The organism is uncultured Sulfitobacter sp. (genome assembly GCF_947502895.1).
Classification (GTDB): Bacteria; Pseudomonadota; Alphaproteobacteria; order Rhodobacterales; family Rhodobacteraceae; genus Sulfitobacter.
On the sequence record NZ_CANNBM010000001.1, the window covers coordinates 1,491,702 to 1,511,827 of the forward strand.

The following is a 20,126-nucleotide window of genomic DNA, read 5'->3' on the forward strand; positions in this document are numbered from 1 at the left end:
ATACCGCCCGCACTGCAACCAAACTCAGATACTGAGATCTTCCATCGACCAGATTGCAGACAATGACCGTTCTCCGATCCGCAGCATCCGCGATAGTGTGGCTGCAACGGCAACTTCGTCTTCTGCATCAATGCTGGTTGTGACATCAGCGGCGACCTGCGCCAGCCTGTGCATGCCAATCTGGTCGGCAATAGCGATCAGTGATCTTGCGTTCTTGCGCAATTGCGTCCGATTGCGCGCACGCCACAACGTATCGCATTGCGCCATTCGTGCGGCCAACTCCTCCATTGCGCGGCAAACCACACTTTCCGCACCGGTTTCGCCCAACTGCGCATAGAGCGCTCCGAGCCGCACCTGATCCAGCTGGATTTGCTCCGACATGCGGATTGGTATTATCTCACTCATCTCTCACCCCTATGTATGCCCCCACGGCTGGGATGCTTATGCAGCGCAGGTGTTTTCAAATGGTTGCTGCCGAGGGGTGTTTTCTCTCGAATTCAGTGAGAATTCAGTCTATCTGGGGTCAACTACGTTTTAGGAGACCCGTTCGTTATGCAAGAGGCCAAGCCGTTACCGAATTATCTGGTCCAACGCTATCATGGATGGAAGGCGACAAGTTACGCTGAAAACCGTTCATGGTATCGTAAGCTGGCGACCGATGGTCAGCACCCGCGCGCTATGGTGATTTCGTGCTGTGACAGTCGCGTAAACGTAATTTCCATCTTTGGCGCGGATCAGGGCGAGTTCTTTATTCACCGTAATGTCGCCAATCTTGTGCCAGCCTATAAGCCCGACGGGTTGGAGCATGGCACATCAGCAGCGGTTGAATATGCGGTAGAAGTGCTAAAGGTCGCACATTTGATCGTATTGGGGCATTCGAATTGTGGCGGTGTACAGGGCTGCCTGAGCATGTGTAACGGTGATGCGCCAGAACTGGAAGCGACAGACAGCTTTGTCGGGCGCTGGATGGATATCCTGCGACCCCGCTATGAGGTTGTCAAAGATATTGAAGATCCGTCTGAAAAGCTGCGTGCGCTGGAAAAGCAGGCGGTCATGATCTCGCTCGAAAATCTGATGACATTCCCTTGGCTGGCAGAAAAAGTCACCTCGGGCGAACTGACGTTGCACGGTATGTGGACGGACATTGGTGAAGGCGGATTGGAATATTACAACCCCTCGGCCTCGGCATTTCTACCATTGTAAGAGTGATCGCATAGTGCAGCTTATGCAAAACAGGAGTGCGGATGTCTGAGATACTGAGCCTTGCAGGTCAAAACCTGCTATCGCCGATCATTCTGAGTTTTGCTTTGGGGCTGTTCGCAGCCCTCGCGCGTTCGGACCTTAACATTCCCGAGGCGGTGGCCAAGGGCATGTCAATCTATCTGTTGTTTGCCATCGGGTTCAAGGGTGGCGCGAGCGTGGCCTCCTACGGTCTTGATGCGCGGCTTGGATTTTCGTTGCTGGCGGGGGTGATCCTGTCGGCGCTTCTGCCGCTGGTCGCTTTCTGGTTGCTTAAGGTTATGACGGGGATGAGCCGTCTGGATGCAGCGGCTGTCGCGGCGCACTATGGCTCGATCTCCATCGTGACATTTGTGGCTGCGACTTCTGTTCTGGAAGGGCGAGGGATCTCGTCCGAGGGCTATATGGTTGCCGTGGCAGCAGCGATGGAAGCCCCTGCGATTCTCTCGGCACTATGGCTGATTTCGCGTGGCGGCGGCGATGGTGCCAAAGGCATGGACAGTGCGTTGATGCGCGAGATCATGTTGAATGGGTCAATTGTATTGCTGGTCGGTGCATTTGCTATCGGATGGGCCACAGGCGAGCAGGGACTGAAGGAAATCGAGAGCTTTATCGTCAATCCGTTTAAAGGTGTTTTGTGCCTGTTCCTTCTGGACATGGGGCTGGTGGCCGGCCGTGGTCTGCGTGGTGGCGGAGGTATACTGACCCGTGGTGTACTGGCCTTTGGCGTTCTGATGCCGCTCGTCGGGTCGATGTTCGGCCTTGGTGCGGGCATGTTGCTGGGACTTAGCTCTGGTGGTGTGGCGCTCATGATGGTGCTGTCGGCGTCGGCTTCGTACATCGCGGTACCCGCGGCCATGCGTGTTGCCGTGCCAGAGGCGAATCCGTCCCTTTATCTGACACTGTCGCTTGGTGTCACATTCCCCTTTAACCTGACCATTGGCATCCCCCTTTATGTGGGTATTGCGATGGCCGTGACCGGAGGCTGAGACATGCAAACACACAAAGCCAAACGTGTTGAGATTACGATAGAGAACGTCATGCAATCGCGCCTGACCGACGCGCTGCAAAAAGCGGGCGTGACCGGATATTCCGTACTGCCTGTGCTGGGTGGCTCTGGCCGTTCTGGCGCATGGGATCGCGCAGGGCAGGTCAGCCGTGCGCAAGGCATGGTGCAGGTTGTCTGCATCATCCGCCCCGACCGTCTGGACGAGCTGTTGGATGCAGCATTCGCTGTGGTCGAGCGGCACATCGGTGTGGTGAGTGTTGTGGATTGTGACGTGCTGCGCGCCGAGCGGTTTTAACAGACCGTTAACCATATCCGGGTCAGTCTTGGGTATGGAATTGGAATCAGTCTCTCTCAAGTTGCCGCGTGATCTGCTGTCGGGCGCACAAAGGGTCGCTACGGCGCGGGATGTCACTGTAGGGCATCTGGTGCGGCAACTACTCAAGCGGGAGGTTGATCGACAGCTTGCGGGTGGAAGAGAAGGCGACACCGACGCAAGGCTCCTCGCTGCCCTTCAGGCGCTCCTCGCCCGCGATATGGCCGAGGCGAGCAGTTGGGAGAATCTGCAAGAGCGTTTGAAACCTCATGGTTATGTTTTACGCCGGCAAGGTGGCGGTTTGGTCTTGTACAAGACCAGCTGCGGCACCCGTGTGTGCAAAGGCTCTGAGCTTGGGTTCAGTTATGCCACTCTGGTGGCACGTTTCGGCGTACCCATGCCGGACCATCCGCATACTTCTGCGTCTGTTGGTACCATGCCTGCCGGCCGCATTGACCCCACTCGCCACGCGATGTTGAGCGGCCATATTGCTGCGGCACGCAGTTGGCCAGATCTGATCAACCGCCTCGCTGTCGAAGGGATGGAGCTTCGGCCAATGGGCGCGGGCCTCGGGATTTATATTACTACGACAGGGCGGCACTTGTGCAATTCGGCCACAGTCGGTGCGCGCTACAAGACTCTGGTCAAACGCTATGGCGCTGCGATGCCGGGCCACCCTCATGACATGTCAAACCACCTCAATTCCGCGCTGCCTGAGACTGGGATTGAGCTGATCGAGCGCGACTAGCGCAGCACCTTGCCATCTGGCCAGCGGATAGACTGTTCTATCATCACAGTGTTGGTTGTTTGCGGCGGCATATCAAGGTTCCATTGCATCAGGCCGCGCCTGTCATCCACATCTGTCTCATCCGCGCGTGGCTGCGCACTCCACTGGATCACCAGATCGTCTTGCTCGCTATAAGGGATTGCTTCCAAAAGCTCCAAGTTCCACCGCTCTTGACCAAGGTTCTCGACGGTAACGCGGACCTCTTGGGTTTGCGCGTTGCTGCGGCTGATCAACCCACGGTCGCCTTCGCTGCGGTCTAGCACCACATGGGTGAGGCGAAGCGAGTCAATCGGGCCAAAGGCCTGTGTGATATCACCTCCAGCGGGAACGGCGGTAAAATTGCTCCGCCCGACCAGCGATCCATCTACATATATTTGCGTGGTATCAGCGGCCAACAAAGGTTCGGCGCTGGTGTTCTCTGCTTCGGCCATTAGGAAAGCGGTCGTATCGTGCGCGGGTACAGCGCGGGCAAACACGCGCGCATCAAACGTGAGCGCATCCAACTCGACCCGCGACCCTTCTGCGTTTTGTGCAATGCTCAGCGGCGCGGGAAGGGTATAGGTAACGCCTGGTCCATCGAAATTGGGCTGGGGACGGCGAGCCATCTCCATAACCGGCGCAGGTGTACCCGCCATATCGGCGCTGAGACTGCTCAGGTTGCGCTGGGTCTTGGCACGTAACTGCGGGTCCTCGAAGCGAAGCAGACGGGGGAACAGCTCTGACGGGACAACCTGCCCGCTGGGCGTGAGAGTGGAGAGGGTAAGCTGTACGTTTTCCCAGTTCTCACCGCTATTCTGATAAATCAACGCGGCGCGGCGCAGGGTCATACTGTCGCTATCGCCACGGCTGAGTACAACATCATAAGTAGGCTGCCAAGACGCCTGCGCGGGGTAGCTTATCGTGGCGATAATTTCGCCGGCTTCCTGCGCAGCGATGGAAAGAGCCAACAGCGCCTTTCGCTCTGCTGGTGGTGTCAGGGCAGCAAGGGCCGCGCGGGCATCTTCCAGATCCTTCACGAGAACGGGGCGTTCTTCATCTATACGCCGCGCGTCACGCTCTGCACCAATTCTGGTTTGAGTCGCAGCCAGAGTTTCAGATTGGATCATCTGCGCAATCTCGGTCAACGCAGCCACCTCGGACGGAAGCGTATCGCTGGAGGCCAGGCCGATCAGGAAGTTCAATCGCGCATCCGCCGCTTTCACCACAAGCTTGGCGTCTTGCACCGCATCGTCGAGATCTCTCAAGGCCCGCTCGGCCGTTTTAATCCGCGCTTTGGCTTCAAGAACTGCTTCGTTATCCCCGTCAGGCCGGGGAGGCAGGGCATCAGTGCGCAACCGCGTGCTCGTGATCTGCGCGCCTGATGTGCTTGCGCGCAAACTGCCTGCATCAACCCATTGCGGCAGGTCTGGCAAAACAATCTCATGCGTGCCTGCGCTGACATCCACTGTCACCTGACGCGTAACCATAGCAAAACCACCGTATACTGTGACGGCCGTAGGGGCAGAGGCCACGGTAAAGGTGTCGGCCAAGGCAGGCAGTGGCAGGGCAGCAAGGGCGAGGGTAAAAATGCGCATGTGCAAAAAATCCTTTCGAGATGTTTTCAGCATGCAACGCGAAGGGTCAAAGAAAAAGGGGTGCCCGTCAGGACACCCCTCGACCATGCACCGCCTCGGCGGAAATCAGCCTTTTTTCAGACACTCACGGCCCAGCAACTCTGCGATCTGGACAGCGTTCAGGGCGGCCCCTTTGCGCAGGTTGTCAGAGACGCACCACAGGTTCAGCCCGTTGTCGATTGTGCTGTCCTGACGGATGCGACTGATGAAAGTCGCAAAATCCCCCACACATTCGATGGGCGAAACATAGCCCCCGTCTTCACGTTTATCGATGACCATGATGCCCGGCGCCTCGCGCAGGATGTCGCGTGCCTCGTTCTCGTCTAGGTGATCTTCAAACTCGATGTTGATAGATTCGGAGTGGCCGACAAATACCGGCACGCGCACGCAAGTCGCTGTGACTTTGATCTTGGGGTCGACGATCTTTTTCGTCTCCACCATCATCTTCCACTCTTCCTTGGTGTCTCCGCTGTCCATGAACACGTCGATCTGCGGTATCACATTAAACGCGATCTGCTTTTGGAACTTGTTCGGCGGCACATCCGTCACAGGATTGTAGATGCTCTTGGTCTGGTCCCACAGTTCATCTGCGCCTTCTTTGCCCGCGCCTGATACCGACTGGTACGTGCTGACAACAACGCGCTTGATTGTGGCGCGGTCGTGCAGCGGCTTGAGCGCCACAACCATCTGCGCGGTCGAGCAGTTGGGGTTCGCGATGATGTTCTTGTTCTTGTAGCCGTGGATCGCCTCGGGGTTCACCTCGGGCACGATCAGCGGAATATCGGCATCGTAGCGGTAAAGCGACGAGTTATCGATTACCACACAGCCCTGCTTGGCCGCGACGGGCGCGTATTTCTTAGTCGCTTCGGAGCCGACGGCGAACAAGGCCATGTCCCAGCCCGTGAAGTCAAACGTATCAAGGTCTTTCGTCTTGAGCGTCTTATCGCCAAAGCTGACGTCCGTCCCCAGCGAGCGGCGGCTGGCCAGAACGGCCAGTTCGTCCACAGGAAACTGACGCTCGGCCAGAATATTCAGCATTTCGCGGCCCACATTGCCTGTGGCCCCCACGATCACGACGCGATAACCCATCTCGTTTACTCCAAAATATGTGTTTGATGGTGCGCGCGTGTTATACCGCTTTGGCCATGGGGGAAAGGGGCAGGGGCTATGTGCTGTCGGGTTTGGTGTCTTTGGCGAACAAATAGATCCCCAAACCAACGACCAATGCGACAGCGAAAAGGGTAAGGATGGCTACAAAAGGCTCGGCTACCCATTCAGCGGGCGTTGTCGCATCATAGATTCGGCCCGTTGCAAACTGTGCGATACCAACCCCGCCGATGCTGCACAGGTTGAGCATCGTCACGCCACGCCCCACCAGATGGCGCGGCAGCAGGCTGCGTCCATGTGCCATGATTGCCGGATAAGTCGAGCCAAAAAAGCCGATCGCGCACATCAGAACGATTACCCAAAGTACATTGTTATCAGCGATCAGAATCATGCCAATGGTAGCCAGCAACATGCCCAGACTGCCCACAGCGATCACCCACTTACGGGTGCCGAACAGACGGTCCAGCGGGCTATAGGCCATGGGGCCGATCACCATGGCGATGCCCATAGCAAGGGTTGCCTGCCCGATCAGGCGCGGCTCCGCCGAAAAGACTTCTGTAAGATAAGGCCCGATCCAGAGGCCGCGCAATGCGCCGACCTCGGCGTAGCTGACCAGCATCAGAGGAAAGATGAACCAGAGCGCGCGGATGCGCAGCACCTCCAAAAAGCTGCCCTTTTGGGCTTCTGCTTCTTTCACCGGATCGCGGACTGCGATCCAGATGCCCGCCGCCGTTGCCGCAGACAATGCGGACAAACCCCAGAGTGCAGCACGCCAGCCCATCGTCTCGGCTGCGAAAGTGGTGGGATAGGAGGCGACGATATTGCCAAGTGTTCCCACCCCGACCATCAACGCGGCTAGAAAGGCAAACCGCGCAGGCGGGTGGTCCAGCGCAAAGATGTAATAGGACGCCATAAGCACTGGCGCGCAGCCAATTCCGATCAGTGCCATTGCGATTGAGACATGAACGGGCGCTGTGGCCAACGCAAATACCGCGGCACCGCCGCCGCCACCCAGCAGCAGCAGCGTGGCCGCGGTACGGCGCGGGCCGATTGTGTCCAGCGCCCACCCGATGGGCGGTTGCATTGCGGCAAAGGTAATAAACCAAAGGCCGGACGCAAAGGCCAGATCTTCGGGGGTTGCCGCAATATCAGTGGCTAAAAAGGGGCTGAGCACTGCCAAGAATGCGCGAAAAAACTGGCTGAGCACATACGCAAATGCCAGCAGAGCAATACCTGTGTTCATCCTTTGGTGGCCTGCCATTTTTCCGCCAACTGGCGTGCGGCGTGACCCAGCAAAGAGATATCTGCACCAACGGCTACAAACTGCGCGCCAGCCGCGATGGCATCGTTTGTCATACTATCGCGGGTCGACAGGATGCCGGGCGCTTTGCCAGCTGCGCGGATACGGGCCAGTGCATCCATGATGGCGTTTTGTACGTCTGGATGTCCTGCGTTGCCCATGTGTCCCATGTCAGCGGCCAGATCAGCAGGGCCGATAAACACACCGTCTACGCCTTCAATTTTCAGAATATCGTCTAGCGCCGCCATACCGCGCATGTTTTCTACCTGCACCAGTAGGCAAATCTGCGCGTCTGCCGTCGTACCGTAATCCGCGATGGTGCTGAATTTTGAAGCCCGCGTCAGGGCATACCCCACGCCGCGATCCCCGTGGGGCGGGTAGGTAACATCACGCACCAGCTGTCGCGCCTGATCGGCGCTTTCCACCATGGGCACCAGCACCGTTTGCGCGCCAGCATCGAGGACCTGTTTGAGCATATAGGTTTCGCCCACAGGCACGCGGACGACCGCGTGGGCATCTGTGCTTTCCAGTACCTGAAGCTGCGACAGGATTGTACGCAGATCATTCGGGCCATGTTCTGCGTCAAGCACCAGCCAGTCAAAACCAGCCTGCCCCATCATTTCAGCAGAAAAGCTGTTGGCCAGACCGACCCAGCAGCCGAATTGCAGTTTACCCTCTGACAGGGCTTTCTTGAATGTATTCAGGGGTGCTGGCATCGTGATCTTTCTCTTGGACGGTTTTGCTGCACCCTACGTCCAGAGTATCGTCCTTGACCAGTGGTCGCGATGATTTTGCCCGCTCCATCAGGTTTTGCATGCGTTTGCGTAAGGCTTGGGGGGCAGTGGCTGTATGCCCTGTGCTATGTAGCGGATGTGCGGCCTGTGCAATGCCTGCCGCACCGGGTGCGCGCAGCACACCATCACGGATCAGCGTGTCGAAAAGGCTTTGTGCAACTTCGGGCGAAAGTCCCAATTGGCGCGCCAGCATCGCGGGGCTTGCCTTGGCCTGTGCGCGCACGATCAGATGCGCCCATGCGTAGGCCGTTGGTGGTACCGCAGGTGCGGCGGCGGTGGCCGCCCGCAATGCGGGAAATGGCAGGGCAGCGGCGCCCGCAAGCGCGCCGAGTGAGGCGGTAAACTGTCTTCTGTTCATATTGCATGTATAGCAACGCCTTGCCCTAATTGCGAGTCATTCGCAAAAGCAAGACTACAGAACCTTGATCACATCCTTATCAATCGCCAGCATATAGCCACGTCGCGCGATATTTTTCACCAGCAGCTCGCTCACGATCTGGTTGCCTAGTGTGTCGCGCAACCGTTTGATCCGCGTGGCACCCGCCGCTTCGTCACAATCAGCCGCCGAACGGCCCGATATCACACCTTCAATCTCGGAACCCGACATGATGTCATCATCCATGCGCGCTTCTGCCAGAACGGCGAGGGTTTCCATCGCCGCATCGGTCAGTTTGAAGCCGAGGTTGTTGAGATAGACCTTGTTTTCTTCGCGGCTGATAAGAAGGGATGACACCTGAATTCCCGTCCGCTCAATCTGGGCCATGCGGCGGTTGAAGGTAATCAGCAGCATCAAAAACACGACCGCTGCCACCAGCATCGCGGCGGCAAAGATCAGCAAAACACCAATCAACACGCGGTAGTTTGTCAATGTGTCTGAAAACGCGGTACCCGACTGCGCCAGAATCTCCAGCAGCTTGATTTCGGAGGCCGAGGTCAGATTATCATTTTCAACGAATATACGTTCAACGCGCGCATTGAATGCGTTCGCATCAGGCAAGGCCCAGAACATCACCACTGCGCCAATCGCTAATAAAGCTGCCACCGCGCAGATGCCCGCCACAATCAGGCGGCCTCCGCTGCGGCGCATATCAGAAGCGGAGGAAGTTTGATCCGGCACTATCTTTCCTTTGTGCTAGTCCCTCCGGCCCGAAAACCGAAACAACGTTCAAAAGCGTCCAGCCCTGTGCGCCCAAACGCTGGGCTAGCTGCGCGCGGGCAGCAGATTTTGTGCATCGGCCTGAAATCTCGGCCACACCGTAATGTAGCCTGAGCGGGTTATCCTGTTTTGCCTTGTAGTCGGCGTAACAGTCGGCAGCAAAGGCTGGCCCGCTGAGCGCGAGCAGCATGACTGCAACAAGTGTAATGCGGATGTGTTTCATGACACCAACGATGCGGGTTTCAGCGTTGATATTCAATATCCCATAGCGCCAACGAAAGGCGTTATCCGATAACAGGCGGCTGTTATTGCCTGTCTGAAGGTGCTGCATCCAGTTTGGTCCTATACCCGCCGCATGTCTCCGATGTGCTGCTCCCCTCACTCAAAGGATCACTCTCATGCGTTTCCAACTTCCCACACGCTTTATTGGTACTGTTACGGCTGCTGCCCTCGCTATGACGGCCTTCACCGCTGCGCCAGCCTTTGCTGATAATGATCGCACGGCCCGCACGATTGCCACCATTCTGGGGCTGGCCGCCGTTGGTGCAATCATTCACGAAAACAATAAGGACAAGAAGAGGGCCCGCCAGACCCACGCTAAACCCGTGCGGAAGCAACACAGCCTTGTGCACCGCCACGGCGCCCAGCAGCATAGCCATGCGAATGGCCGTAACGCACACCGCCACACACATACCCAGCAGCGGCAGCGGGTGCAGCCCAAGCCGTTGCCGCAGCGCGTAAACCGCAAGCTTTTACCACAAAGATGTTTCCGCAGCTTTGATACCCGCCGCGGTCAGGTGCGGATGTTCGGGAATCGCTGTCTGGAACGGAATTACCAGTTCGTGAACCGTTTGCCGCAAAACTGCTTTGTTCGGGTTCGGACAAACGAAGGCAAGCGTTCTGGCTATGGTGCGCGTTGCTTGCGCCAGAACGGCTACCGCTTGGCCCGCCGCTGATACAGAATTCGGCGCAAGGAGTATCACCACACCAGCGCCGGACGCCCGTGCGGTACGTCCCCCGCACGGCATAAGGGAAGGGGGAGATGTTCGGGCATCTCTCCCTTTTCGCTTGCGTCGGAGAGCGCGTTTGGGTTTCTGAAACACCATGCAACCTGATTACTCATTTGAGACCCGCGCCCGCGCCCAAGGATATTCCCGTATTGCAGGGATTGATGAGGTCGGGCGTGGCCCTTTGGCGGGGCCTGTGACAGCCGCCGCCGTGGTGCTGGACCCTGAGCGCATCCCCGAAGGCCTGAACGACAGCAAGAAGCTGAGCCACAAGAAGCGTGAGGCGCTCTATTCGCAGATTATGGAGGTGGCGGATGTTTCTATCGCCCATGCGAGCGTTGAAGAGATTGAAGAGCATAACATCCTGCGCGCCAGTCACATTGCAATGGTGCGCGCGGTCGAGGGGCTGAAGGTGCCGCCTGACTATTGCCTGATCGACGGAAACATGATCCCGCGCGGAATGACCCTTCGCGCGGAAACAATCATCAAGGGCGACGCCCGTTCTGTTTCCATTTCGGCGGCCTCAATTATGGCCAAAATATGTCGGGATTATGTCATGTTGTCCTTGGCGCAACAGCACCCCGGTTATGGCTGGGAGACGAACATGGGTTATGGATCAAAAAGCCACATATCCGCATTGCAAAAACTGGGCGTAACCCCACACCATAGACGTCTGTTCAAACCCGTACACAACATCTTGTGGCAAGAATAATTCTTAAAACTTTGATTCAAAAAACAAATTGACCACGAATCGGTCTGCAGTCATCCTTGTCATCAACCAACGAGTGCAAAAAATGCACCGGGGACAGAGGCAGAGTTATGACAGTAAAGACAAAGGGAGCGCAGGCGCTTCCCCTTAATACGATCCTGAGCGGCGACTGTATCGAGGTGATGAATTCATTACCTGAAGCAAGCGTTGATCTCATCTTCGCAGACCCGCCTTACAACCTACAATTGCGCGGTGATTTGCATCGTCCCGACAACTCGAAAGTCGACGCAGTCGATAACGATTGGGACCAGTTCGACAGCTTTGCGATCTATGACAAGTTCACCAAGGCCTGGCTCAAGGCGGCGCGCCGTCTGCTCAAGCCGAATGGTGCGATCTGGGTCATTGGCAGCTACCACAACATCTTCCGCGTTGGTGCCGCTTTGCAGGACCAAGGCTATTGGATTCTCAATGATGTGGTGTGGCGCAAGTCAAACCCGATGCCGAATTTTCGCGGCAAGCGTTTCACCAATGCGCATGAAACGATGATCTGGGCTGGCAAAGACGAGGCCAGCAAATACACCTTCAACTACGAAGCGCTCAAAGCGCTGAATGAAGGCATTCAGATGCGCAGCGATTGGGTCTTGCCCATCTGTAACGGTCATGAGCGTTTGAAAAACGATGACGGTGACAAAGCGCACCCCACTCAAAAACCCGAAAGCCTGCTGCACCGCGTACTGGTTGGCTCAACTAATCCGGGCGATGTGATCCTTGATCCGTTCTTTGGCACAGGCACCACAGGTGCGGTTGCCAAAATGTTGGGCCGCGATTTTATCGGGATCGAGCGGGAGGAAGAATACCGCAAGGTCGCAACCAAACGCATCGCAAACGTGCGCAAGTTTGACATGGAAGCGCTGCAAACCACCACGTCGAAACGGGCGGAACCCCGCGTACCCTTCGGCCAGCTGGTCGAGCGTGGTATGCTGCGCCCGGGCGAGAACCTCTATTCCATGAACAACCGTCATAAAGCCAAAGTGCGCGCCGATGGCACGCTCATCGGTGATGACGTCAAAGGATCCATCCACCAAGTCGGTGCCGCTCTTGAAGGCGCGCCTAGCTGCAACGGATGGACATACTGGTGCTATAAAAAAGAAGGAAAACACGTCTCAATCGACGTATTGCGCCAGCAAATCAGGGCTGAAATGCAAGCCTGATTATCCAGAAATTCGAACACCGCCAGTGTCACTGCGCCCTCTATCCGAGGGATCGCAACGATGACACTCACCTTGGCCCCGCCTTTATGGCGGGGCTTTTTTTATGCGCCGCTGAGTGATGCACCCAAAATGACAGTCAAACAGACAAAGAAAACACCCGTCCCAATCCGCTCAACCACGCGGAGGGCTTTGCCAGTTTTGGTTTTCGGGGGTGGTTCTGGTCTACGGTTGCCAAACCTGACCCCGCCAGAGAGCGCTTGGCCCATCAGCCCTGCGAAGACTGCAATAGTGAGTGAAACAAGAGCGAGAGGCTGTGCTAACGGCAAAAGCGAAACAAGGTAATCCATGTATCTGCAAGTACGCTGACATTGCGCGCGCTACAATTGTGCTGCGCCAAATATCCACCACGCGCAGCAGTCCTGCTCTAGCTCGCGCGCGCGTGGTTTGGCTGACTTTTTCGCAGGGCTTGCTTTACGTACCGGACACCGAACTCGGCCTTGTTAACCACATATAGAACCCCTGCAGAGGCGGCTTTTTCCCACATAAACGGGGTGGGCCAATCGCTGACCATGATAACGGGTGTGGAGGCATGTCTGGGGTCTGACGCCAGTTCAAGCGCAAAATTTGCACCGATGCCGTCTGGCAATCGGTTATCCAGAAGGATCAGGGAGACATCGCCTGTTGCAAGGCACTCGCGGGCGGATTGCAGTGTGCCGACCACCTTTACCTGCAGCCGCTCCCGTGAACGGGCCACAACCCGTGTCATCATCTGTTGGTCAAACTGGCTATCTTCGATGATGAGGCAGGTCGCATCATGCGATGGCTGGGCTGTCACGGTCTGCTGCATAAGAATCCCCTGTTCAACGCTATCGTCAAACCATCGCAGCAAGGGATTAAGAACCGCTTAGCGCGGCTGCGGTGTCTCGGCGCGGTTATAGGCCTGCCAGTCGGACACCTCGGGGTAATACATGCTGCGCCATTTGCGCACGCGCGGGTTCATCACACGGCGCCACAGCGGCGGCATCATCGCCAGCATTGTCATCAGCGGATAACCGAATGGCAGTTGCGGTGCTTCGTCTGGGCCATAGTTCTGCAACACGGCAAAACGGCGATCGGGTTTGTAATGGTGATCGGAATGGCGCTGCAAATTAATCAGCAGCCAATTCGATGCCTTATGCGCGGCATTCCAGCTGTGGTGCGGGCGAACATGTTCGTATTTTCCGTCGCCCAGATGTTTGCGTGTCAGGCCGTAGTGTTCGATGTAGTTGACCAGCTCCAGCTGCCAGATCGCAACACCTGCCTGCACCAGAAACAGCCCGACACCGGCCCAACCGCCCAGTAAAAACGCCAGCACAAAGCAGCTGAGCTGCAGCGCCCAATAGCGCCAGAAGGGATTGCTGCGGTCGCTCCACGGCAGGTTTTTGCGGGCCAGCATCGCCTTTTCAGCGCCAAAGGCACTGACCAGACTTTGCCGCAGAACCCGAGGGTAGTAGCGGTGGAATCCTTCGTTATAGCGCGCGGTCACGGGGTCGCGCGGTGTAGCGACATAGCGGTGATGCACCAGCAGATGCTCGGACCGGAAATGGGAATAAAGAACCATTGCCAGCAAGATATCGGCCATCCAACGTTCGACCTTGTCCTTTTGATGCATCAGTTCATGGGAATAGTTGATGCCCACTGTGCCTGTAATCACCCCGGCGCCAAAGAACACGGCAATCCGCTCAAACGTGCTTAGATGGTCGGCTTGCGGGACGTACCATAACAGACCCAGCAGCATCGCGCCCTGCACGGGCGCCCAAATGATCGTGATCATCTTGTACCAGTACATATCATCGTCTGTGGCAGACAAATCGGCATTTTCCGTGTTAAGCCCGATTGCGGCGTCCAGCGCCGAGAACAGATACCACGTCGCGGCAGGTACAATCACCAACGTCCAGCCGCCATAAAACGCCGAGATCCATATCAGCGGCACCAGCGCCAGTGATAGCCAGAAAGGCAAGGCGCGGCTGAGCTTGGACAGCTCGGAGGGCGGAATGGGTTGGGCGGTATCTGTCATGGGTTGGAACCTGTTTGTCGCTGTGCAGATATTATAGCAGAGACCCGCCTTGTGTCATACGTGGCGTTACGTCCTGCGCGTTCAAATCATAGGCCTTGCGCATGACAGTTGGCAAATCGGACGGGCTGAATGCAGCTAGCGGTTTGAATTCACCCTGATCGGGCTGCGCGTTCTGTGGAAGTCGGGCCACCATCACCCGCAGAATGAGATGGAAATGTGTGAAAGTATGGCGCACCTCGCCTTCCAAAGCGCGCCAGTCGCCTTGGATGGGGGGGGTGCTGTCGGGGTGCGGAAGGGCAGTATCAACCCAATCCGATCCAGGCCAGCCGAGCATACCGCCCAACAGTCCTTTTTCAGGGCGGGTCTCCAGCAGCCACGCACCATCCTCACGCCGCCCCAGATAGACGGTGCCATGGCGGATGGGCTTGGCCTTTTTCGGTGTCTTTTTAGGCAGGTCCGCTGCGGTGCCAGCTGCGCGTGCAGCACAGGGATCACGCCATGGACAGATGCCGCAAGCAGGCGATTTCGGCGTGCAAATCGTGGCGCCCAGATCCATCACGGCTTGGGCATAATCGCCGGGGCGTTTTTGCGGGGTCAGCGCCTTTGCCTCTGCTATCAATTCTGGTTTCGCCTCTGGTAGCGGTGTGTGGATATTGTGCAAACGGGCCATCACACGCTCGACGTTTCCGTCCAGAACAGCATGTGGCAGATCAAACGCGATCGAAGAGACAGCCGCCGCCGTATATGGCCCGATCCCCGGCAGCTTGAGCAGGGTATCGTGATTTGCGGGAAAGGTGCCTGCGTGATCGGCTACAACAGCGCGGGCGCATTTCAGCAGGTTGCGGGCGCGCGCGTAATATCCAAGACCCGCCCATTCGGCCATGACATCAGCATCTTCCGCCGCCGCCAGCGCAGCAACAGTCGGCCAACGTGTGATGAATCGCCTGAAATAGTCTTTCACCGTCGCGACAGTCGTCTGTTGCAACATGATCTCGCTCATCCAGATGGCGTAAGGGTCGGGCATCACCCCCGCGGCGCGGTCACGCGGCGATACACGCCACGGCATCTCGCGGGCGTTTGCATCGTACCAATCCAGCAAGGTTACAGACATGTTATCATTGTCACGCACTGTTTATGAACCAATCCCTATTTGTCATAGTGGCAGGGGCGCATGGTTGCGCTATGATGCCATGTACTCCACATAGCGCGGGCACCTTTCGGGTGCCACCGCCCTGACACAGAAAGCCGTTATGCCGCCCCGCCGCACCACAACCAAAGGATTTGCCCGAACGGCCAGCTTGCTCACCGGCAAGATTCGCAAGGCGTCCGAAAGCCGTGGTTTTGCGCAGTCCCGTCTGCTGACCAACTGGGCTGAAGTGGTGGGTGATGATGCCGCAGCTATATCACGGCCGGTTGAGGTTTCCTACGGACGCGGTGGCATGGGAGCAACTTTGACCTTGCTGACGACAGGGGCCAATGCACCCGTGCTTGAGATGCAAAAAGAACAGCTGCGTGCGCGGGTCAATGCCGTCTACGGCTATAATGCCATCGCGCGGGTGCGGGTGACGCAAACAGCAGCGACCGGATTTGCCGAAGGGCGCGTGGCGTTTGAACATGCGCCCAAGAAAACCACTGCTGCCCCAGATCCTGCCCTGCAAGCGAAAGCAGCGGAAAAGGCGGCGCAGATCGGCGATGACGGTCTGCGCGATGCGCTGGCACGACTCGGCGAGAACATATTGAAAAAGCAAAATAGCTAGGCATGCGCGTTGTATGCTAAACAAGATTCACTGATCGAAGGACACAGACGATGAACCGCAGAAATATCCTCCTTGGCGCCTTTGCCGCCCTTGGCCTTGGCAGCTGGTACATGACCAGCAACCGCAGCGCGACAACAGTTGCCTTCCCCGACGCAGCCCTGCCGGGTGCCGCCAATGCGCAAGGCACAAGCGGTGATGTAGACACCTCCGCAATCCCTGACATGATCGCGGGCAATGCGGACGCCACCGTAGAGATTATCGAATACGCCTCTTTCACCTGCCCGCATTGCGCGACCTTCCACCAAGGCCCGTACAAGCAACTGAAAACCGATTACATTGACACGGGGAAGGTCAAATTCGTCTACCGCGAAGTCTACTTTGACCGCTTCGGCCTTTGGGCTTCTCAGGTGGCGCGCTGTGGCGGGAAGGACAAATTCTTTGGCATGGCCGACCTGATCTATGCCAACCAAGCTCAATGGACCCGCGCAGGTGACCCCGCCGCCATCGTGGAAGAACTGCGTAAAATTGGCCGTTTGGCAGGACTGGACAACGAGACAATCGAAGCCTGCCTGCAAGACAGCGACAACCAGCAGGCACTGGTGGCGTGGTACAAGGAAAACGCCGAAGCCGACGGCATCGACAGCACGCCCAGCTTTGTCATCAACGGTAAAAAATACTCCAACATGAGCTATGCCGAGATGAAGGAAATCATCGAAGACGCATTGGCAGGCTGATGGCAGCGCCTCTTACCGGATTGAAAGTAATCGAATTGGCCCGCGTTCTGGCGGGTCCTTGGGCTGGCCAGACCCTGTCTGATCTGGGCGCTGAAGTAATCAAGGTCGAAAGCCCCGCTGGCGATGATACGCGCCAGTGGGGTCCACCTTTTGTGCAGCGGGATGATGACAAATCGGCCTCTTACTTCCACTCGGCCAATCGCGGCAAAGCATCTGTGATCGTCGATCTACGCACACCCGAAGGGCAGCAAAAGATGCACGCCCTGTTGGAAGATGCCGATATCCTGATCGAGAATTTCAAAACGGGTGGGCTTGCCAAATACGGGATGGACTATGAAACGCTCAAGGCGCGCTTCCCCGGACTGATCTATTGCTCGATCACCGGTTTTGGCCAGACAGGTCCATATGCGCACCGCGCTGGGTATGATTTTATTATTCAGGGTATTTCGGGCCTGATGTCCATCACCGGAGAGCCTGACCGCCAGCCGCAAAAACACGGCATGGCAATTACGGATATCTTTACAGGCATTTATTCCACCACAGCGATCCTCGCCGCGGTTTACCAGCGCAATACAACAGGTGTAGGCCAGCATATTGATATGGCATTGTTGGATTGTGCGGTTGCGATCACAGGTAATCAGGCGATGAATTACCTGACAACGGGCAATGCGCCCACACGTCTGGGCAACGCCCATCCCAACCTTACGCCATATGAAGTGTTCGAGACCTCTGATGGTCATTTGATCATCGCCACAGGCAACGACGGGCAGTTCCAGCGCCTCTGCACCCTGCTGGCGCTGGATGACATGGCGCATGATGCCGACTATGCCAGCAATGCAGACCGCGTTGCCAACCGCTCCGCGATGAACGCACGGCTGGAGGGGGCCACCCGCCTTCATACCCGCGATGCCCTTTTGCAATTGTGCGAAGACCACAATGTTCCCGCAGGGCCGATCAACACGATGGAAGACACGTTCAACGACCCTCAGGTGATTGCGCGTGGCATGCAGATCGAAATTGATGGTGTGCCGGGTATCAACTCACCCTTCAAGTTTTCCGGAGCGGAGCTGTCGCTCAAACGACCTGCGCCAAAACTGGGCGAGGATGACTAGGGCTTAGCGGCCTCCGTGGCAATCCTGTCCAGCGCGTCCCATAGCGCGTTCTGATCGGATAGCCTGAGCCTGACAGGCAATGTGATGACCTTGCTGCGGAACGCTGCCGGGAGGCGAACAGCATCTTTTTCCGTTGTCACCAGTTGCGCACCTTGCGCGCGGGCGTCCGCCTCCAACCGTCCCAACAGCGCAGAGGTCAGCGGCTGATGATCCTCCAGCGGTTCTGCATGAACCAGCGTGGCACCTAGACCGCGCAGTGTAGCGAAAAACTTTTCAGGGTGACCAATGCCCGCAAAGGCAAGCAGAGGCGTGTCTGTCCAGTCCATACCAGTTTGCAGCGGAGTCAGTGCCGCTTGAACATGGGAGGGCGTGTTGGCTGAAATCCCCGATTTAAACTGCTCTTGCGCAGAGGCGTCACCGATAGACAGTAGCAGATCAGCCCGTGCCAACCCTATATTTGCGGGTTCGCGCAGCGGTCCTGCGGGTAGGCATAAACCATTACCAAACCCTTTTTGTGCATCTACAACGACGATGCTCAGATCATAGTGCAGTGCGGGGTTCTGGAAACCGTCATCCAGCACGATCACCTTTGCGCCTGCTTCTTGCGCGGCCATCGCGCCTGCGGCGCGGTCACGTGCAACCCAGACTTCTGCAAAGGCGGCCAACAGCAATGGCTCGTCGCCGACTTGTGCCGCAGTGTGGCGCGCAGGGTCTACGCGCACGGGGCCTTCCAACGTGCCGCCATAGCCGCGCGACACGATATGCGGCTCAAGGTACATGTCGCGAAGCCTCTCGACCACTGCAATCACCGTGGGCGTTTTGCCGGTGCCACCTGCGTTAATATTGCCCACGCAAATCACCGGCACATTCATCTTTTGCCGTGTGCCTTGTGCCAGCCTGCGCGCTGTCGCACGGGCATAAACCGCGCCAAGCGGCTGTAATAGTCTTGCGCGCAAGCCAGGCCGCGTGGTGTGCCAGAAGGCAGGCGCGCGCATCATTCAACTCCTTGCTGGGTGTCGAGCATATCCTGCACCAGATCAGTAATCCGGTCCATCAGCACTGCGCCTTCGCTAACCACTTCCCAACCCGCATGAGCCATGATGGCGGCCTGATCGGGTGCAACCAGCCGCGAGACGGCCATGCCCAAGGCGGCACTGTCGTTGATGATCCGCGCAGCACCCGCCGAGGCAAGGCGCGAATAGCTTTGCAGATACCGCCCGACGCGCGGGCCGTACAGAACGGCAGAGCCGAGGGCCGCTGCCTCTAGCGGGTCAACGCCGCCGCGCCCCGCAACCAGTGAGCCACCCAAAAACGAGACAGGCGCCATGCGATAGAACAGTCCGATATCATGAGGGTCTTCGCTGATCAGAACTTGAGTTGTTTCATCAGGATACTGACCTTCATCCCACTGAAGCACGCGAAATTCCTGCGCGCGGATTTGGGCATATGCATCTTGTGGGTCCAGCGCACCAGCGGGCCGCAACACCAGCAACAAGCGGTGGGACAGGCGCAGGGCCTGTCGGTGGGCGGCGAGCACAGTTTGCAATTCTTCTGGTTGTACACCGTTGGCAAACCATATCGCACGCCCGATACACGTGGCTGCCAGATCAGCCAGATCGGTTTCGTTACAGGCCAATGCCTGTCCCCCTGCTTGCAACGGCGCAGTGATTTCCGTTTCCCCGTGGCCCAGCCCCAGTTGGGACAGCCGCCGCGCTGCTGCGGGGTTGCGGGCCATGACGGCGCTGAACAAAGGCAGTAGATTGCGCGCCACATCGGGGAGCCAGCGGTCCCTGCGGCCATCAAACCCTGCTGCATCCGCATTGATCAAAAACATCGGACAGTTCCGTGCTGATGCCGACAGTAGCAGATTTGGTCGCAGTCTGCCCCATGTCCAGACGCAGCAATCTGGCGCCCAGTGATCCAGAAATGTCTCGACGCTGGCGGGATGCTCGTCGCAGACCTCCGTCAGAATGATATGCGCTGGCGGCGTGGAGTCTGTCATGCTGCGCGGAAGGTCGGCCATTGTAATCAGCACATTCAGTCCGGGCCTGCTGGCGATCTGGCGCATCGCCAGATCCTGTACAGCGAGATAACCGTCAGGCTCGCCACAATGTATCCACAAAAGCTCGCCTTCGGGGCGCGGGATATTGAGGGGCGGCATCCGCCCCTCGCCGCGCCCCGCAATCGCACGGTACGCCGTCAGGCCCAAAGAGCGGGCCACG

23 protein-coding genes are annotated in these 20,126 nt (G+C 57.5%); 10 read left to right on the plus strand and 13 right to left on the minus strand.

Annotated elements, in window-relative coordinates:
* Positions 1-24: 24 nt before the first annotated feature.
* The gene (locus Q0903_RS07315) at positions 25-405 is read right to left on the minus strand and encodes a hypothetical protein (protein WP_299027120.1); all 381 of its coding nucleotides are present in this window, start codon (positions 403-405) and stop codon (positions 25-27) included.
* 147 nt (positions 406-552) lie between these two features.
* On the opposite strand from Q0903_RS07315, the gene Q0903_RS07320 reads away from it, so the two are divergent.
* The 4 genes from Q0903_RS07320 to Q0903_RS07335 are packed head-to-tail and all read left to right on the plus strand — an operon-like array spanning position 553 to position 3,309.
* On the plus strand, positions 553-1,203 hold the full coding sequence (locus Q0903_RS07320; RefSeq protein WP_299414186.1) for a carbonic anhydrase: 651 nt from the start codon (positions 553-555) through the stop codon (positions 1,201-1,203).
* Between the two features lie 41 nt (positions 1,204-1,244).
* Positions 1,245-2,228 (plus strand): sodium-dependent bicarbonate transport family permease, encoded by a 984-nt coding sequence (locus Q0903_RS07325; RefSeq protein ID WP_299027126.1) that lies wholly within the window; start codon positions 1,245-1,247, stop codon positions 2,226-2,228.
* A 3-nt stretch (positions 2,229-2,231) separates the two neighbouring features.
* Positions 2,232-2,543, plus strand: a complete 312-nt coding sequence (locus Q0903_RS07330; RefSeq protein WP_299027128.1) for a transcriptional regulator — start codon at positions 2,232-2,234, stop codon at positions 2,541-2,543.
* 34 nt (positions 2,544-2,577) lie between these two features.
* Positions 2,578-3,309: a hypothetical protein gene (locus Q0903_RS07335; RefSeq protein ID WP_299414189.1), complete on the plus strand. Its 732-nt coding sequence runs from the start codon at positions 2,578-2,580 to the stop codon at positions 3,307-3,309.
* Here Q0903_RS07335 and Q0903_RS07340 read toward each other — a convergent pair.
* From Q0903_RS07340 to Q0903_RS07370, 7 genes are all read right to left on the minus strand, one after another.
* A complete protein-coding gene (locus Q0903_RS07340; RefSeq protein WP_299414191.1) occupies positions 3,306-4,922 on the minus strand; it encodes a DUF4139 domain-containing protein in 1,617 nt (538 codons plus the stop codon). The genes Q0903_RS07335 and Q0903_RS07340 overlap by 4 nt on opposite strands.
* Positions 4,923-5,027: 105 nt before the next feature.
* On the minus strand, positions 5,028-6,050 hold the full coding sequence (locus Q0903_RS07345; RefSeq protein WP_299027136.1) for an aspartate-semialdehyde dehydrogenase: 1,023 nt from the start codon (positions 6,048-6,050) through the stop codon (positions 5,028-5,030).
* Between the two features lie 76 nt (positions 6,051-6,126).
* A complete protein-coding gene (locus Q0903_RS07350) occupies positions 6,127-7,311 on the minus strand; it encodes an MFS transporter (protein WP_299027140.1) in 1,185 nt (394 codons plus the stop codon).
* Positions 7,308-8,084, minus strand: coding sequence for an HpcH/HpaI aldolase/citrate lyase family protein (locus Q0903_RS07355; protein WP_299027145.1), 777 nt, complete (start codon positions 8,082-8,084; stop codon positions 7,308-7,310). The genes Q0903_RS07350 and Q0903_RS07355 overlap by 4 nt, the downstream gene beginning before the upstream one ends.
* A complete protein-coding gene (locus tag Q0903_RS07360) occupies positions 8,038-8,520 on the minus strand; it encodes a hypothetical protein (RefSeq protein WP_299414196.1) in 483 nt (160 codons plus the stop codon). The genes Q0903_RS07355 and Q0903_RS07360 overlap by 47 nt, the downstream gene beginning before the upstream one ends.
* 54 nt (positions 8,521-8,574) lie before the next feature.
* The gene (locus tag Q0903_RS07365; RefSeq protein WP_299414199.1) at positions 8,575-9,279 is read right to left on the minus strand and encodes a hypothetical protein; all 705 of its coding nucleotides are present in this window, start codon (positions 9,277-9,279) and stop codon (positions 8,575-8,577) included.
* Positions 9,251-9,541, minus strand: a complete 291-nt coding sequence (locus Q0903_RS07370) for a hypothetical protein (RefSeq protein WP_299414501.1) — start codon at positions 9,539-9,541, stop codon at positions 9,251-9,253. Before Q0903_RS07370 ends, Q0903_RS07365 begins: the two co-directional genes overlap by 29 nt.
* Before the next feature lie 175 nt (positions 9,542-9,716).
* Between Q0903_RS07370 and Q0903_RS07375 the strand changes: the two genes are divergently transcribed.
* The 3 genes from Q0903_RS07375 (at position 9,717) to Q0903_RS07385 (ending at position 12,245) form a co-directional block, all read left to right on the plus strand.
* Entirely contained in the window at positions 9,717-10,274 is a 558-nt protein-coding gene (locus Q0903_RS07375) for a hypothetical protein (protein WP_299027153.1), read from the plus strand.
* Positions 10,275-10,422: 148 nt separating this feature from the next.
* The gene (locus Q0903_RS07380) at positions 10,423-11,037 is read left to right on the plus strand and encodes a ribonuclease HII (RefSeq protein ID WP_299414202.1); all 615 of its coding nucleotides are present in this window, start codon (positions 10,423-10,425) and stop codon (positions 11,035-11,037) included.
* A 107-nt stretch (positions 11,038-11,144) separates the two neighbouring features.
* Positions 11,145-12,245: a site-specific DNA-methyltransferase gene (locus tag Q0903_RS07385; protein WP_299027159.1), complete on the plus strand. Its 1,101-nt coding sequence runs from the start codon at positions 11,145-11,147 to the stop codon at positions 12,243-12,245.
* Between the two features lie 424 nt (positions 12,246-12,669).
* Here Q0903_RS07385 and Q0903_RS07390 read toward each other — a convergent pair whose 3' ends face one another.
* From Q0903_RS07390 to mutY, 3 genes are read right to left on the minus strand one after another with little or no spacing between them, the layout of a single operon-like run.
* Complete coding sequence (locus tag Q0903_RS07390) at positions 12,670-13,092, minus strand: response regulator (RefSeq protein WP_299027167.1); 423 nt, start codon at positions 13,090-13,092, stop codon at positions 12,670-12,672.
* Between the two features lie 57 nt (positions 13,093-13,149).
* Complete coding sequence (locus Q0903_RS07395) at positions 13,150-14,301, minus strand: alkane 1-monooxygenase (protein ID WP_299414206.1); 1,152 nt, start codon at positions 14,299-14,301, stop codon at positions 13,150-13,152.
* A gap of 31 nt (positions 14,302-14,332) precedes the next feature.
* Positions 14,333-15,412: an A/G-specific adenine glycosylase gene (mutY, locus tag Q0903_RS07400; protein WP_299414208.1), complete on the minus strand. Its 1,080-nt coding sequence runs from the start codon at positions 15,410-15,412 to the stop codon at positions 14,333-14,335.
* A 139-nt stretch (positions 15,413-15,551) separates the two neighbouring features.
* Between mutY and Q0903_RS07405 the strand changes: the two genes are divergently transcribed.
* The 3 genes from Q0903_RS07405 to Q0903_RS07415 are packed head-to-tail and all read left to right on the plus strand — an operon-like array spanning position 15,552 to position 17,904.
* Positions 15,552-16,058 (plus strand): DciA family protein, encoded by a 507-nt coding sequence (locus tag Q0903_RS07405; RefSeq protein WP_299027178.1) that lies wholly within the window; start codon positions 15,552-15,554, stop codon positions 16,056-16,058.
* Positions 16,059-16,108: 50 nt separating this feature from the next.
* On the plus strand, positions 16,109-16,792 hold the full coding sequence (locus Q0903_RS07410; protein WP_299027181.1) for a DsbA family protein: 684 nt from the start codon (positions 16,109-16,111) through the stop codon (positions 16,790-16,792).
* Positions 16,792-17,904, plus strand: a complete 1,113-nt coding sequence (locus tag Q0903_RS07415; protein ID WP_299414213.1) for a CaiB/BaiF CoA-transferase family protein — start codon at positions 16,792-16,794, stop codon at positions 17,902-17,904. Before Q0903_RS07410 ends, Q0903_RS07415 begins: the two co-directional genes overlap by 1 nt.
* Here the strand turns inward: Q0903_RS07415 and lpxK are convergent.
* Entirely contained in the window at positions 17,901-18,899 is a 999-nt protein-coding gene (gene lpxK, locus Q0903_RS07420) for a tetraacyldisaccharide 4'-kinase (protein ID WP_299414215.1), read from the minus strand. The two genes, Q0903_RS07415 and lpxK, sit on opposite strands and share 4 nt — an antisense overlap.
* On the minus strand, positions 18,899-20,125 hold the full coding sequence (locus tag Q0903_RS07425; protein ID WP_299027190.1) for a glycosyltransferase N-terminal domain-containing protein: 1,227 nt from the start codon (positions 20,123-20,125) through the stop codon (positions 18,899-18,901). The genes lpxK and Q0903_RS07425 overlap by 1 nt, the downstream gene beginning before the upstream one ends.
* Between the last annotated feature and the right edge of the window lies 1 nt (position 20,126).